Genomic DNA, 16,361 nt, shown 5'->3' with positions numbered 1-16,361 from the left:
ATAAAAGAATACATTCTACTTTAAATTATGATACTCCTATGCTATACTTTAAGAAATTAAGGAATACTTAAATGCAATATGTATGGAACCCGTGCACTAATTTGTTAAAAAATTTCATAAATATTTAAGTACATTAATAATTACATAATTTTTTAATACAGCTTTTTTAATAATTAAAAAAAATAATATTTAAAATTAATTTTTTTACGAGAATTGTTAATATGACATATATCAAAACAGCATTAATAATTATTATACTATATACAGCTTCTTTATACTCTCAAGAAAGCACTGATATGAACTTTCAGGATTTATATACACAAATGAAAGATAAATATTCGTCTATATATCCCAAACATTTTGAAGCATATATAAGCGGAAAAATAGTACAAAGACAAATTGATACTATTCCTGCAAAAAGTTATACAAAAACCAAAGATGATATAAAATTAAAATTTTCTTTTACACAAGGAAGTACACCTTCTATAGTACTAGAAAATGTTGATAGTTTTTACAGAAATATGTTTTCCGTATTTGAAGGTGCTTTAGAAACTATAGGATTTTATACTTTAGTTGGAAGTTCATCGAGTTACGATTCATTATCAAAAAAATTCACTTTTGAATCTTTAGAAGAAAGTAAAAATAAATATGAAATAACTTTAAGAGCAAAAGGAGAAAACCAGAATTATAGTGTGGTATATACTGTTGATAAAGAAATTTTATTAATAGAAAAAGCAGAGTATTATAATAAAAAATCTAAAATATATGATGTAAGCATCAGTTACGAAGATATAGAAAATTATACTCTTCCTAAAATTATTAAATATAAAAGTTCTGACGGAAAGGTAAACTCCGAAATAGAATTTACTGATATAAAATTTTAAATTACGGATAACAAATTATGAAAAAAATATTAATAATCATAACTGCATTAACTTTTAATCTATATGCCATTGATGTGCAAAGTTTATTTAATCTTTCAGGTAACGGGGAAATCATATACTATAAAAGCGAAGATATAAATAATGCCGATTATACTCAGGCTGAAAAATTAAAAACTGATTTAGAAAAAAAAGGATACAATGTAAACTCTATCGTTATTGCTGATGTTCTGCCTATAAAAGGAAATGAATTTATAGCTTTAGTATCATCTGGTCAGGGAAATAAAATTTGCATATATAATAACGAAAAAGAAGAGTTTTCATACAGCACAGACAGATTTGGAAAAAATTCTGCTGTAGATTTAGAAAACTTTTATGACAGAAAAGATGAAATAGGAATTATAAAATATTATATCATCAATGACAATGGACAGGACAGAGATATATACATGTATATGTTTAGAATAGACGGAGCAAGTATAAAGTTTATAGCTGATATAGAATTTTATAGAGAAATTAATTCTATGAAAAGTTCTGTAATCACTCAAATGGACAATATATTCGAGGATATTGACGGAGACGGAATATATGAAATGCTTGTTGAATCAAGAGAAAAAATAAGCGGAAGAAATGACAGAGTGGAATACCAAATATATAAATTAAGCAAAAGCAAAGGAAAATATGAATGCATCATGTCATCTTGGCTTGAAGACAGCCCTGTAGACTTATCAAGATATTTTCAAAAAAGCATAAGAAAATAATTTACATATATAAAAAACATAAAAATATTTTTTATACTTTATCTTTTTTACTAGAATTCTTAAATATTGATATTGTATAAAGAACAGCAGCAATTATTATAATAATGAGTGTAACTGCCCTATTTACATTAACTTCTTCCTTATATACAAAAATAGCAAGCAAAGTAGCAATTAGAGGGAGCAAAAACTGTAAAAATCCAAGAGTAGAAACATCAAGACCTTTAGCTGCTTTAGCATACAAATAAAGAGGTATACCAGTAGCAATTCCTGCAAACATTAAAGTTACCCAAGAAGAAACAGACTGAGGCGAAGAAGGGAAATACATTCTGCTTAAAATTATTGAAGGAATAAGTATAGCAGCCGTTTCTAAAAACAAACTCTCCCAGCCTGAATATACTGTCATTTTTTTGAATATGCCGTATATAGAAAAAGTAAGCCCTATAAAGAACGCCATTATAGGAGGTTTTCCTAATGTTATAGTTTGATAAATCATACCTATAAACATCAAAATTATAGCTGCATATTCTAATGCTGTTTTTTTCTCTTTAAAAAATATTATCCCAGTAAGTATACTTAAAATCGGTGCTATATAATATGCAAGTCCAGCTTCAAGAACATGACCAGAGTTCACAGTATAAATATATAAATACCAATTAAGCCCTAAAAAAATACCTGCTATTATTATTGATATTAATGGCTTTATACCTCTGTAAAGATTTGCTCTCTTATAAATAATTATTATCAAAGTAAATATAAAAGTAGTTATAACACGAATACCCAAAACAAATGCTGAATCAAAATTCTGAACTGCCTTCCAATATACTGGAAGAAGTCCCCAAATTATATAAGCCGCTGCTGCAAGAAGTACTGATTTATTTTTAGACATACTATATATCCCATATATTTTTCTGCATATATAATAAAACTTAAAAAATTTTTTTCAATACGAAATTTAAGTTTTTTAATTTAAATTAATTTATAAAAATTTAGAATAAAATAATTTCTATCTTACAGCACCGTATTTAATTAAAATCTCTGCCATTTTATAATTCTTATTTTCTTCTGCCATAGTTAAAGCAGTTTTATTATAATTATTTCTTTTATTTACATCAGCCCCATTTTCTATTAATATTTCAACTAAATTTCTATAATCAAGTATAGCCGCATACATCAAAGCACTATAACCATGAATATCCTGAATGTTAATATCTGCCCCTAAACTAATAAAAATATTAATCATATTAATATCAGCACTATTTAAAATATTATACATCAAAGCAGTTTTGCCGTCTAAATTCTGAGCATTAATGTCCGCACCAGCCTCTGCTAATAATGTTATGATATTAGTACTGCTGTTTGCTGCATACATTAAAGCTGTAGATTTATAATTATCAGTTATATTAATATCAGCCTTATACCATATAAGCATTTGTATAATATCAAAATCTTCTAACTGACAGGCATATATTAAAGCAGTTTTACCGCTGTCATTTCGCATATCTGTATCAGCATTATTTTTTAATAATAATTCTAATATATAGATATTTTTATTAAATACCGCATGCATTAAAGGAGTAACACCGTATTTGTCTCTCACATTAACATCAACATCTTTTCTGTTAAGTATATTTCTAACTGAAACAGTATCCGAAGTTTCAGCAGCTATGAGTAAATCATTTTCATTTTGAGTAAATGAAAAAATATTAAAGCATATACCAATAAATAAAGCCGTTACAATTAATAAGCACTTCATAATTTATGTTTATATTACCTATTATTAATAAAGTTATATATAATAATATAATTTTATTAATAAATAAAAATATATCAAGAAGTAAATAGTGTTTGCAAGTAAATAAAATAAAAAAGGCTTAAATTATGCATATATAAATAAGCATAACTAAGCCTGAAATATAATTATTATATATTATTTTTTAATTATCTTTTAGCCTGTTCATATTGTTTAGGGAATGGAACATCAATACCTAAAGTTCTTGCAGCCTGTAATGCCCAATACGGATTTCTTAAAATCTCTCTTCCTATATAAACCGCATCAGCTGCTCCGTTTCTTACTATCATATTAGCCATTTTAGCATCAGTCAAAAGCCCTCCTCCTATACAAGGCACTTTCATATATTGTTTTAATTCACGGCAGAATGGTATTTGATATCCTTCATAAGGTATTATTTTAGCATCTGCAACTACCGCTCCTGTACTTACATTAATTGAATCGAATAATCCTTCTTCTTCCAAAGGCTTAAGCATTTCAGCAAAATCTTTAGGAGTATTACCGCCTTCTTTCCAATCATAAGAAGATATTCTGATTTGAATAGGGAAATCTTTACCCAATACCTCTCTTCCTTTTCTTAGCACTTCTTCCAAAATCTTAACTCTGTTTTCTCCGTATTCATCTTTTCTTTGATTTGATAACGGAGATAAGAAAGTAGATATTAAATAACCATGAGCAGCATGTACTTCCACCATATCAAAACCTGCTTTTTTAACTCTTTCAAATGCTTTTCCAAAAGCTTCAACTGTATCAGATATATTCTCTTTGGTCATCTCTACCGGAGTTCTGTACTTATCATTAAAAGGTATAGGACTTGGAGCATAAATTTTATCAGTTTTAGCAGATTCGCATTTTCTTCCAGCATGCACAAGCTGTATTCCAACTTTAGCTCCTTGAGAATGCACAGCCTCAGAAATTCTTTTTAATCCGCTTATAAACTTGTCATCCCATATAGCTAAGTCTCCGTCAGTTATGGAACTGGCAGGACCGTTCACTCCGCTGGCTTCAACTATAACCAATCCTACTCCTCCTACAGCTCTGGTAACATAATGAAGAACATGGAAATCGGTAACTTCTCCGTCATTTGAGCAATACATATCCATAGGAGGCATTATTATACGGTTTTTTATTTCAAGACTACCTATTTTTAAAGGCGTAAAAAGATTACTTTTTTCTGGTTTCATAAAATAACTCCTTTATAAAAAATTAAATATTAAATATTCTTTATATAGTACTATATAGTATATAACAATTTTTTTAATATTTCAATTTCACAATATAATTAATTTTAAATATACATATTATTGATTATATGTGAATATCAAAAAAACAATGTATATAATACATATAATACATTTATTTACAAAAAATGTGAGAAAAATATAATAAGAATTATTATTTAAATATCAAAAATATATTAATAAAATACTATTCTTTCTTTTCAACCCACTTAATAGTATATCTGTCAAATGATTTGCTTCTGTCAGCAAGCCATATAGTATCTTTCTTTACTTTAGCTGTTACAGTAATATTTTGTCCGACATACTTAGCATATTCATCGAAAAATTTTTTATCAAAATAATAATCTCTCTCTTCTGTAGTTATAACTATCTCTGGAAATATTGAAGTTCCAACCATTCTAATAGTACCTGTAATATCTTCCTTTTTAGCAAAAATTAAAAAGAAAAAAATACATATGCCAATATAAGAATATTTTATCATATTTTTATAAATTGTTCTCATTAATTCTCCATTGTATAAATTAATATTTTTTTATATTACCATCTTTATCAAACAATACCTGTATATATTTAGGTATATAAGGCTTATCAGCTTTATATGTCTTTAATCCCTGTGCAGATACTGCTGTATTAGGAGTTGTAATTTCTATAGGAGTAGGAGCATCTCCAACATATGTATCTTTATTTAAAGCTATCTGTACTCCTCCGCTTAAATCTTTAGTTACTAAATTACCTGATGATGATAAACTGCCGCCATAGGCCACTACAGCTCCAGGGTATAATGACACTTTAGAATTTGCTTCCTGAACTAAAAACTCTACACCTTCTACATCATTATTTTTTAATCCCTCAACCCACTTTAATAATAAATCGTCCCAAGAAGCTGCAGATGTAAAGCTCACATTATTAAAAACTCTCTGATAATCATCAAGTGATGAATATTTTGCTATATTTTGAAATACAGAAGGATTATTATTTTTTTTATAAAGACAATTCATAAATACTGATACAGAAGGATAATTAGCAAATAAATTCTGACTATTAGGATTATTAGGAAAAACATTTGCAGACGGAAGTGTCCAAGTATAAAAGCAGTAATAACCATATGTTACTTTATTAAATTCATTTATTCTGGAATTAACTGCAGACTCACTGAATAGCAAAGAAGTTGATTCTGAAAGTGCTTCATTAAGCCATGTTGATATCTCTTTATTATTTTGTATATAGTTAACATTAAAATTAATTAAATGCTGAAATTCATGCTGTATTGTACCAACCATATTTTGAGGATTTTCATTAACTAGTAATAAATCCATATATAATATCTCGCCATTATTATTTAGTCCATCTAATAAATCATTACGATAAAAATAACCTGTAATTACAGAACCTGAATAATCTTCATTAAGTTCTAATAATAAAATGATAATTTTACCATTATTATCAACATCTGTATGTTCTCCATATATTCTTACTTCTTCGCTATAATTCTTATTAAATTCATTTGCTATATAATCCACATTTTCTTTTTTATATCCTGAACCTTCTTTTACATATATAATTAATTTATCATATTCTGCTATTTTATAAAAATTATATTTATTATCTATAAAACCTCCTGAACTATTCAATACAAGAACCTTGAAATCCTTTTTCGGAAGGTTTGAATCAGGATATGTTAATCCGTCACTTGTTGCTGTAGGATTTGTAGAATTATTTTTATTGCATGAGACAATAGATACGATTAAAATTATAATTAAACAAAATATTTTTTTCATGAAAAACTCATAAATATTTAATATTATACTATTTTTTACTATACATTATAAATAAAAAATAATCAAATAATTTTTATCAAGACAAAAAATATTAACAAATTATTTCAACTAATGATATCAGATGGAGCCAGTCCTTCATTATTTTTCATATCAGTTTTAGCCCCTCTTTGAACAAGTAAGTTAATAGTAGAAGAGTATCCCTTTTCACAGGCACAATGTAAAGGAGTATTTCCTTCATTGTCTTTAGCATTAATACTCAAAAATGTATTCGATAGATAATATGATATGGCTTCATCATTTCCATACAAAGCAGCAAAATGCATAACTGTTCTTCCGCTTAAAGATTTTTCCCTTGTAAGAGAAGGATCTTTTGTGAGTAAAAAGTGTATCATATTAGCATCAGAAAAAGCCGAAGCATAAAATAAACTGCAGTATCCGTTATAATCTTTTTTTCTTGTATCTGCTCCGCTTTCTATAAGCAGATTTACAGCATTAGTATTACCTTTATATACGGCATACTCTAAAGGAGTTGTACCGTTAAATAATACTTCTCCGCTGAAATTTTTTCCCTTAACAGAATATATATTAGTATAATTATTAAGAGGCATTTCTATATCTATAACATTACTATAGCTTAAAAGTGCCTTCATAACTTCAAGTCTGTCATAATTAATGGCATAAAGCAATGGGGTAAAACCTTCTTCATTTCTTGAGTTTATGTTAATACCATTTGAAACAGCTTTTAATACGTCAGAAACATTGTTATTGTATATGGCTTCAAATAAAGACTTGCTTGCATCATAATACTCTGAATAATCATCATCTGTATCATTTTCTACATAATCATCAGAATTATCTTCAGTAATTCCTTCATCACTGTATTCGTATATTAAGTCATCAGCAAAAGTACTAGCATTAACTGCCATAACATTATTAAATGTGTTTTCATTATTAATACTGTTAGTATACTCACCATAAGATAAACTTTCTGCATCATAATTGCTGTTTGTACTCATATTATTACTTTGATTAATAGAATTAGTATCATTATAATAATTATTTGTATTAATTAAATTTGTATCATTTAAGTTTGTATTATTAGTATTTATCTCATTCAATTTATCATTTGTATAGATGTTAGTAAATGAATTAGCATCATTACTTATAATGCTCTCTATACTCTCAATACCATCTGCATATAATAAATCAGAAGCAGTTTTTCCATCATAATTTTTTATAGTATAATCAGCACCTTTTAAGAGTAAAAATCTGTATGTATTGCTGTTATGATTTTTTACCGCAAAATGCAAAGGAGTATTACCGTCAATATTTTGAGCATTTATATTAATAGGCGTTCTATTCATAAGGGCCGTCAAAGTATTAGTATTTCCCAATGCTGCTGCATTATGCAAAGGAGTATCCCCATATAAATCAACAACTCTGTAAGAATTGCTGCTGTAATTTAGAAGCGTATCAATAACTTCTGCACTTCCATAACTTGCTGCATACATTAAAGCGTTATTTCCTAAACTGTCTTTTCTGTTTATGTCAGCACCAAGTTTTAAAAGAGTGTTTATTATATTAGTATTACCTTTGAATATAGCATACTGCAAAGGGCTAGCATCACCTAAATATACATTGCCTACAGCTTCTATTCCATTAGTGCTTTCATCAAAATATACTTCTTCTGATGGTATAAAAGTTGTTTCTATATTAATAATATTAGTATTATTCATTCTATATCTAAAAAGCTCATTAACAATATCATCTTTGCCTAGATGTATGGCATAAGTAAGAGGAGTTTCATATGCTGTAATTACAGAGTTCATATTAAAATTAGAATACATCATTATATTTCTTAAAGCATTAGTATCTGATGTTTCAATAGTTCTTGCAATAAACATATTTTCTTCATAAGTATTTGTAAGGGAATTATAATTTTCTTCACTATTATTAGAATTATCGCCTAAATCAACAGCCGAACTTCCTCCAGATAAAATATATTCAGGCTTTACTCCATAATTATCTCCTATATCTTTATTAGCACCAAGTTTGATAAGTAGATTATACGCCTCTCTTTTTCCATGATAAGCAGCGTAATATAAAGCAGTACATCCGTTTATATCTCTGTCATTTATATTCATATCAACATTTTTAATTAAAAAATTAATAGTTTCTAAATTATTAAGAGATGCCGCATAATGAAGCCCGTTAATATTACCATTAGAGTTTTTATCATTTACTAAAGTTCTATCTTTTACAAGAAGCATTCTTATAATATTACCATTTCCAAAGCCGCATGCATACAAAAATACAGAAGTTCCTTCATTATCTCTAGCTCTGACATCAGCATTTTTATCTATTAGCTGTTTAACTATTCTAGTATTTCCTTTAAATATAGCAAACATTAAAGGAGTAGCACCTCCTATATTAAAGCTGTCTCCTTCGTATTTATTTATGTATGGATAATCTGCAAAATCATCTGGAAGTTTATATTCGATATTAACTTCGCTGTACTCAAGCAATACCCTTACAGCTCTTTCATTACCGCATTCAATAGCATACAAAAGCGGAGTTAATCCTCTTTCATTTGCAGCATTGAAATTAATTTTATATCTCAAAATATTTTTTAATTGAGCTTCATATTTATTTTCTTTCACAGCATTAAAAAACTCTTCTTCTTTTGAAGTAAGAGCAAATATATTTATATTAAAACAAATCAATAGTAAAGCTGAATACAATACTTTTTTCATAATAAAATTAAGTTCCTCCAATACTAATATTTAGCAATAAATCAAGTAAACATAATTATATATCAATAGCTTATTAATAACAATAAACAATTATCTTTTATTTCAAAACATCAGCAGGCTTTAATCCCTCATTATTTGCTATATTTTTATCAGCCCCCAATCTTAAAATCAGATTATATGCATCCCTTTTATTGTTGGCAGCAGCATAATAAAGAGCAGTCCAGCCGTCATCATCTTTGGCATTAATGTCCACTTTCAGATTGCTTACCAAATATCTAATATTCTCTAAATTATCATAAACTACAGCCATATGAAGAGGTGTAACATTATTTTTTGTTTTGCTATTAACAAGATTTTTATTTTTGGATAATATGCTTCTTAATATTGAGCTGTTCCCAAAAGCAGCTGCATACAAAAAAGTACTCCAACCCTCTTCATCAACAGCATTAACATCAGCTCCCTTTCTTATAAGAGCATTTACTATTTTACTGCTGCCATTGCTTTTAAATATGGCATAAATAAGAGGAGTTGCTTTACCTATATACACTGCCTCATTTGAATCATCACCCAAATGAGTAAAATAACCTTCTGGAAGTTTAGCTTCCAAATCAATATTTCTGTTGGCAATGAGAGTATTGATAGAATCTATGCTGTTATTTTTTATAGCCAAATGCAAAGCACTTAAACCGTATCCGTCTTTAGCATTAATATTAGCACCTCTATTTATAAGAGCTCTAATAGTTTTATAATCATCAATTTCTATGGCTTTAAATAACTCAATATCAATATCTCTAAGTTCATTATTTTCTTCTTCTATAGTTCTAGTTAAAACAGTTTCTGGAAGCACATTATTATTATCAGCAATACTGCTGTCAGCCCCAAGTATTATAAGCAAATTATAAGCCTCTATACTTTTAGAATGAGCAGCATAATAAAGAGGAGTCCAGCCGTCAATATCTCTTGCATTAATATCTATATTTGAATTGGTGCATAAATACATTATAGCTTCAAGATTATTATAATCGCTTGCTGCATGAAGAGGCGTTACATTAAACTCTGTTTTTGTATCAAGCAAACTACTGTCTTTTTCTGCTAATAATGACAATGTATACAAATCTGCAAAAGCTGCTGCATACATTATACTGTTCCAAGTTTTAAAATCTTTTACGCACAAATCGGCACCATTCTCTATTAAGAATTCTGTTATATCCCTATTATTTTTATATATAGAATACAGTAAAGGAGTAGCTCCTCCCAAATTATCCTCATAATTATCAGGAAGTTTTGTATTAATATCAGCATTATTGCTTATAATAGTTTTTATATATTCCAAATTATTATTATCAATTGCCTCATACACATCAGCATATTCTATACTATTTGCAGCTTTATTATCATCTAAAGCATCATAATAATAATCATTTTCTAAAACTTCATCATCTTCAATAATGTTATCAATATTATCAGTATCTTGTCCGTAAACAAATACACTAAAAACAAATAAAACAATTAAAATATTTTTCATAATAATCACTCTCAGATATATACTTCATTATAAAACAATTCTAAATAATATAAGTAATAAAAAGATACTATTGAGTAGCTGCACTATCCTGCAAATCAGTGATCGTACTATTAAGATTATATTCTTTTCTAGGAAGTCCCACATTAGGAAAGTCAGTAAGAGTAAATTCAATCCAAAACTCTTTATCCCAATAAACCCCTTTTACAGAACCTGATGTAATGTCAGAAGGAAGTGTTGAAGGTCTTACCGCAAATGTAGCAAGAATCTGCCAGCCATCTAATTCATGCCAAATACTCGCTTCTATTGACTTTAATTTAAATAAGCTATCCGTACGTTTCTGAGAATCTGAAAAATTAAATGAGTTAACAATATCCCAAAAAGGATTAACCCAAGTTTCATTTTCTTTTTCTGCATATGATTTTATATACCGATATGCCTTTTCATTGGCACTAGTAGTAGCTATTCTAAATCTCCACTGATCCAAAACTTGAAGCTCTATACCAAAAGTAAATGCAGCTGTATTGTATCTGTAATTAATAAAATCATGAGTAAAAGAAAAACCAAAATATAAATTAAAATCATTAATTATACCATCAAAAAAAGGTTTTTTATTATTCTTTATCAATATCCAGTCCGTTATTTTTCCAAGAGGTATTGGGAAATGGAAATAAGAATTAATACGATTAACTGTTAAATTAGTACCTAGTAAATTTCTTGATATATCATATGATATGTAAGACTGATTATATAAAAGTCTTGCAGAAGCTCCAACCTCAGTAGTAAGCATTTTATTTGTAGAAAACTCTACCTGATAAGTTCTAGTTTCAGAGTTGTATGCAGGTATAAAATCATACCCAGTTCTTATAGAAGATTCCAAATTAAGATTCAAATCTGGTATAAAGAATAAACTATATCCAGTACCTCCTAGTGTAAACTTTGTAGTAAAGTTATGATTATTAAACTCCCCTACCTGAGAACCTATAGCATCGGTGTCTATATATTTTTCTTTAAATCTATAATTTAATGTATAAGTGGTATCCCATCTTACTGTGGGCTCAAAATAATACGTAAAATTATATGGTAAAATACTATACGGTAAAAACATAGAAAAATTCATTCCAGTTCCTAATCCCAAATAAGTATTATCTTTATCATAAATCAAATCTTCAGCCGTAGCATCAATACTATTTTGATATGAATACTCCATATTAACACTAGGAACAAATCTAATAAAATCATTAGTAAAATTTCTTGATAAAGAACCGTATAAATTTAAATTATTTCTTTCAGCAAGTTTATCATTAAGCTGTTCGTCCAACATAGGATTATTATAAAAAGCAATACCTTCAGAAGTTTTATAGTCAATAGTATGATTATAATTAGCCCTCAAGCTATAATCAAGATTAAGACCAGGAAAATAATATGAAGTTTCATCTCCAAAGACAGAACTATAACTAGCCTCAACTGAAGGCAAAATAAGTTTATAAGGTTTAGGCATATAGTAGTCAAAATTTGTATTAACATCTACTGAAATATTTCTTACAGCCTGCAAATCCCATTCAGCACCAACTTTTAAATTAACCCCATAAATATTATTATTAACATACACTGAGTTTTCTGTATAATATTCCGGATAACTGTCTCCTATATCCTGCAAATTTCCAGTAACAGATGTAAAGAATGTAAGTATATCAAACTGTCCTCTTTGATTATAAAAATCAGATTTAAAATACAAATCGCTATTTAAATTAAGTTTTCCCGTAATATAACTATTAATATTTTGACTGCTGTATAACTGAATAGTATGATCATATTGAAATTTATATCTAGGTACAAACTTACCTCCTTCGCCTGAAGCAAAATAGTTAACATATCTTGTACCATAACCTATACTGGAAGTAATATAAGAATCAAGTAAATAATATTGTCTTCCTAGAGCAAACATAGCATCTAATGACAAATCCTGATACTGACTGGTATATCTTATCTCATCGCCTATAAGAAAACCCAATTTTTGATATGCATCGAATCTTATTTTATGCTGTACCCCGTATAAATTAAATACCTTATAATTTTGAATATAAACACCTTCTCTCAAAGATTCCCCAAAAGAAGATATTATACCAGTACCCATATAGTTTTGCAAAAACAGCGGAAAATAAAATACAGGCTGACGGCCTACTCTGTAAATGCTGTTAAAAACCATCATTTTTTTATTATCCCAAAGATAAACCCTGCTTGTCAAAAAGTCATGGGCTACTGGAGTAAGACGCGAAAAACTTACACTGCTGTTTTCAGCAAAAAAATCTTGATCATTAAATTTTATTACACGCCCTTCAACAGTAAAACTCATAAACTTAGTACCGCCGCCAAACAGAACACCTTTTTTATTTTCCCTGTTAAGCATAAACCACTCACCATGAAGAGTAGTTTCTCCAGACTCTACCTTTAAATTTCCAGCAGCAAATACCTCACCAGTTTTTAAACTATACACAACCCTATCGGCAATTAATGTATTATTATACATTCTCATAGTTACATTGCCGTATAATGATATAAGCTCTTCTTCTGCCTCTTTTATCTCATAACGTTCTACAAAATCTGCCCCTATAAGTTCTACTTGAGCACCTCCTGTATTTATAGTGTTTCTTGCTACTTCTTTTATCTGGTCTTTATCAGTTATAACTTCCTGTTTTATATTAACCTGTCTTTCTATAATTCTAGCTCTTAAAGTAGATTCTGTATCATAAGGATAAATTTCTATATTATTAACTCCGGCATATTCCTGAAGTACATAATATGGTGTAAAGTTTACTAAATTTATAAAGGATATAGGATTCTTTTTAGCATCAAATTTATTTATCTGCATTATTGCACTTTCGCCGACATTATTTGCAGAAGTATTATTTACATTATTAGCAGCAGTTTGATTATTAGTATCTTGGGCATACAAACATACATTAAATATTAATGTAAATAAAAGCAAAATTAAAATCCGCATTATATCCTCTAAAATACAGCTTTTATTTAAGAAAATTTAATTTTAAAGAAATTGCGTTTTCCAACTTTTAAAATACCCTCTTTAGAAACTAAAGTATTTATATCATTAATTTTTTCATTGTCCAAACTAACGCTTCCCTGAGAAATAAGCCTTTTTAAATTAGATTTACTTTCTGAAGGCATACAAACAGACAATATATTTAAAATATTATCATCTTTATTAATTGACACTTCATCAATTTCATCAGGAAGTCCCTTTGAACTAAATATTCTTTTAAACTCCTCTTCAGCATTATTCGCTTCTTCTTCACCATGATATATTTTAACAATTTCTTTTGCTAATATTCCTTTAATATTTCTAGGATTTTCTCCGTTTTCCATAGATTTAGTATAATTTTTTATATCTTCTATAGGTATATCAGTAAGAAGTTCCATATATTTAGAAATCAAATTATCTGGTATGCTCATAGCCTTTCCGTACATATCTTTAGCACTATCATATATACCAATATAATTACCGAGAGATTTACTCATCTTCTCTACACCGTCAAGACCTTCTAATAAAGGAACTGTTATAACAGCCTGAGGAGATAATCCATACTCCTTCATCAAAGTTCTTCCCACAAGCAGATTAAATTTCTGATCATTTCCTCCAAGCTCAACATCGCATTCTAAAGCAACAGAATCATACCCTTGAGCCAAAGGATACAAAAACTCCATAATGCTTATAGGCTGCCCGTTTTTATATCTCTTAGAAAAATCATCTCTTTCTATCATTTGAGCTACTGTATATCTTGAAGTTAATCCTAGTACATCAGCAAAACTCATTTTTTCAAGCCATTTAGAATTAAACTCAACTACAGTTTTTTCAGGATCTAAAATTTTAAAAACCTGCTGTTTATATGTTTCAGCATTTTTTAATACATCTTCTAGGGTAAGTCTAGGTCTGGTTTTAGTTTTTCCAGAAGGATCCCCTATTCTTCCAGTAAAATCTCCTATTAAAAATACTACTTTATGACCTAATAACTGAAAATGTCTCATCTTTCTTAAAAGTACAGTATGTCCCAAATGTATATCTGGTGCTGTAGGATCAAAACCTGCTTTTACAGTTAATTGTTTTCCGCTTTTTAATTTTTCTTTTATTTCTTCAAGTCCTATAACTTCGCTTATACCGCGTGTAATTAATTCTATAGATTCTTCTACAGTGTATTTTTCCATAATGATTAACCCTTTTATAAATAAAAAATATTATTATACGTATACTAATAATAATGTAAATTTTAATTAAAGTCAAATATGATTTTTTATTATGTTAATTTTATAGTAATAAAATGACAATCATAAAAAATAATAAAGTTTGAACAAATTAATATATTACTTTATAAATAATAATTATTTTATAATCATTTCTTTAGTAAAACTATTTAAATTTTTATGTCCATCTTTAGTTACAAGTATTAAATCTTCTATTCTAACACCTATATTTTTATCTTTACAATAAATACCAGGCTCTATAGAAAATATCATACCCTCTTTAAGATCAGCATGATGAACAGAGCTTACATCACCATACTCATGAACGTCCATACCTATACAATGACCAGTTCTGTGAGTAAAATATTCTCCGTATCCTTTTTCTGTTATATAAGAACGTGCTTCATTATCTATATCTGAAAATTTGGCTTTTTCGCTTACTTTATTAATTGCTCTTTCATTTGCAGTTTTTACTATATTATATATATTTTTTGCCTCTTCATTAGGCTCTCCGAAAAATATAGTCCTTGTCATATCAGAACAATATCCATCATATATGCAGCCCATATCTATAACCAAACAGCCATTATCCCCTATAACCGTATCCCCAGTAGAATAATGAGGATTTGCAGCATTAGCCCCAAAAGCTATAATAGGCTCAAATGAAAAGGCAGCATCATCAGATCCGTTTCTTCTATATATAAGTTTTAACTCTTCTAAAAGATCAATCTCTTTCATACCTGCTTGAGCAAAATTAATAATATCATTCATACTTTTATCATTAATTTCAGAGGCTTTAATCATCTTTTTTATTTCGTCTTCATCTTTCTGCATTCTCACATAGTCTATACAGCTTGACGCATTTAAATAACTTTCTGCAATATTAAGCTCCATCATCTCAAGCAAAAAATTTGATGTCATTACCTTATCTATTCCTATATTTTTATCTTTATGAACAAACTTTGATAATTTCTTTACGGCACTTTCAGTATCAGAATAATATAAAATATCTATATCATTATTATTTAATGGAAAAAGCTGATTATTAATAAGATGAACCTCATTATCCTGATTAATATAAAGTCCAAAAAATCTCTCGCCAGAATGTATATTGATATTAGTTAAATAATATATTGACATTCTGTCTGTTATAACAAACTGATAAATATCTTTTTCTTTCATAGAGTTAATAACTCTTTCTAATCTATTAATATTCATAAAATAATTCCTTATAATTCATTAAAAAATTGAAAACTATTATATATTGTAATATGTTATTTGTATATACCTAAACAAATACAGTTTGTCAAAAATAAATTTTTTAAATTTTGATATTTGCGGGGCTTTGCCCCACACCCCAGTTCTTTTGTTGGCACAAA

At 28.1% G+C, this 16,361-nt stretch carries 12 protein-coding genes; 2 read left to right on the top strand and 10 right to left on the bottom strand.

Going from position 1 to position 16,361, the window contains the following annotated elements:
* Nucleotides 1-221: 221 nt before the first annotated feature.
* Both Q1X91_RS10160 and Q1X91_RS10155 read left to right on the top strand, forming a co-directional pair.
* A complete protein-coding gene (locus Q1X91_RS10160; protein ID WP_300756744.1) occupies nucleotides 222-884 on the top strand; it encodes a hypothetical protein in 663 nt (220 codons plus the stop codon).
* A 17-nt stretch (nucleotides 885-901) separates the two neighbouring features.
* Complete coding sequence (locus Q1X91_RS10155; protein ID WP_300756741.1) at nucleotides 902-1,642, top strand: hypothetical protein; 741 nt, start codon at nucleotides 902-904, stop codon at nucleotides 1,640-1,642.
* A gap of 31 nt (nucleotides 1,643-1,673) precedes the next feature.
* Here the strand turns inward: Q1X91_RS10155 and rarD are convergent, their stop codons facing one another.
* From rarD to Q1X91_RS10105, 10 genes are all read right to left on the bottom strand, one after another.
* A complete protein-coding gene (gene rarD, locus Q1X91_RS10150) occupies nucleotides 1,674-2,528 on the bottom strand; it encodes an EamA family transporter RarD (protein ID WP_300756738.1) in 855 nt (284 codons plus the stop codon).
* 117 nt (nucleotides 2,529-2,645) lie between these two features.
* On the bottom strand, nucleotides 2,646-3,395 hold the full coding sequence (locus tag Q1X91_RS10145) for an ankyrin repeat domain-containing protein (protein WP_300756735.1): 750 nt from the start codon (nucleotides 3,393-3,395) through the stop codon (nucleotides 2,646-2,648).
* A gap of 185 nt (nucleotides 3,396-3,580) precedes the next feature.
* Nucleotides 3,581-4,615, bottom strand: a complete 1,035-nt coding sequence (locus Q1X91_RS10140) for an NADH:flavin oxidoreductase/NADH oxidase (RefSeq protein ID WP_300756732.1) — start codon at nucleotides 4,613-4,615, stop codon at nucleotides 3,581-3,583.
* A gap of 244 nt (nucleotides 4,616-4,859) precedes the next feature.
* The gene (locus Q1X91_RS10135; protein WP_300756729.1) at nucleotides 4,860-5,174 is read right to left on the bottom strand and encodes a hypothetical protein; all 315 of its coding nucleotides are present in this window, start codon (nucleotides 5,172-5,174) and stop codon (nucleotides 4,860-4,862) included.
* 19 nt (nucleotides 5,175-5,193) lie between these two features.
* Nucleotides 5,194-6,450, bottom strand: coding sequence for a peptidase M30 (locus tag Q1X91_RS10130; RefSeq protein ID WP_300756725.1), 1,257 nt, complete (start codon nucleotides 6,448-6,450; stop codon nucleotides 5,194-5,196).
* A gap of 104 nt (nucleotides 6,451-6,554) precedes the next feature.
* Nucleotides 6,555-9,203, bottom strand: coding sequence for an ankyrin repeat domain-containing protein (locus Q1X91_RS10125; protein WP_300756722.1), 2,649 nt, complete (start codon nucleotides 9,201-9,203; stop codon nucleotides 6,555-6,557).
* Between the two features lie 97 nt (nucleotides 9,204-9,300).
* Nucleotides 9,301-10,728, bottom strand: a complete 1,428-nt coding sequence (locus tag Q1X91_RS10120; protein WP_300756720.1) for an ankyrin repeat domain-containing protein — start codon at nucleotides 10,726-10,728, stop codon at nucleotides 9,301-9,303.
* 67 nt (nucleotides 10,729-10,795) lie between these two features.
* Nucleotides 10,796-13,729 (bottom strand): LPS-assembly protein LptD, encoded by a 2,934-nt coding sequence (locus tag Q1X91_RS10115; protein WP_300756718.1) that lies wholly within the window; start codon nucleotides 13,727-13,729, stop codon nucleotides 10,796-10,798.
* A 26-nt stretch (nucleotides 13,730-13,755) separates the two neighbouring features.
* Entirely contained in the window at nucleotides 13,756-14,946 is a 1,191-nt protein-coding gene (gene tyrS / locus Q1X91_RS10110; protein WP_300756715.1) for a tyrosine--tRNA ligase, read from the bottom strand.
* A 174-nt stretch (nucleotides 14,947-15,120) separates the two neighbouring features.
* Complete coding sequence (locus Q1X91_RS10105; protein WP_300756712.1) at nucleotides 15,121-16,200, bottom strand: Xaa-Pro peptidase family protein; 1,080 nt, start codon at nucleotides 16,198-16,200, stop codon at nucleotides 15,121-15,123.
* Between the last annotated feature and the right edge of the window lie 161 nt (nucleotides 16,201-16,361).

Origin of the sequence: uncultured Brachyspira sp., assembly GCF_949287625.1 — a bacterium.
Classification (GTDB): domain Bacteria; phylum Spirochaetota; class Brachyspiria; order Brachyspirales; family Brachyspiraceae; genus Brachyspira.
Note: the sequence above shows the minus strand (reverse complement) of the source record. Positions and strands in the feature narration are given on the sequence as shown.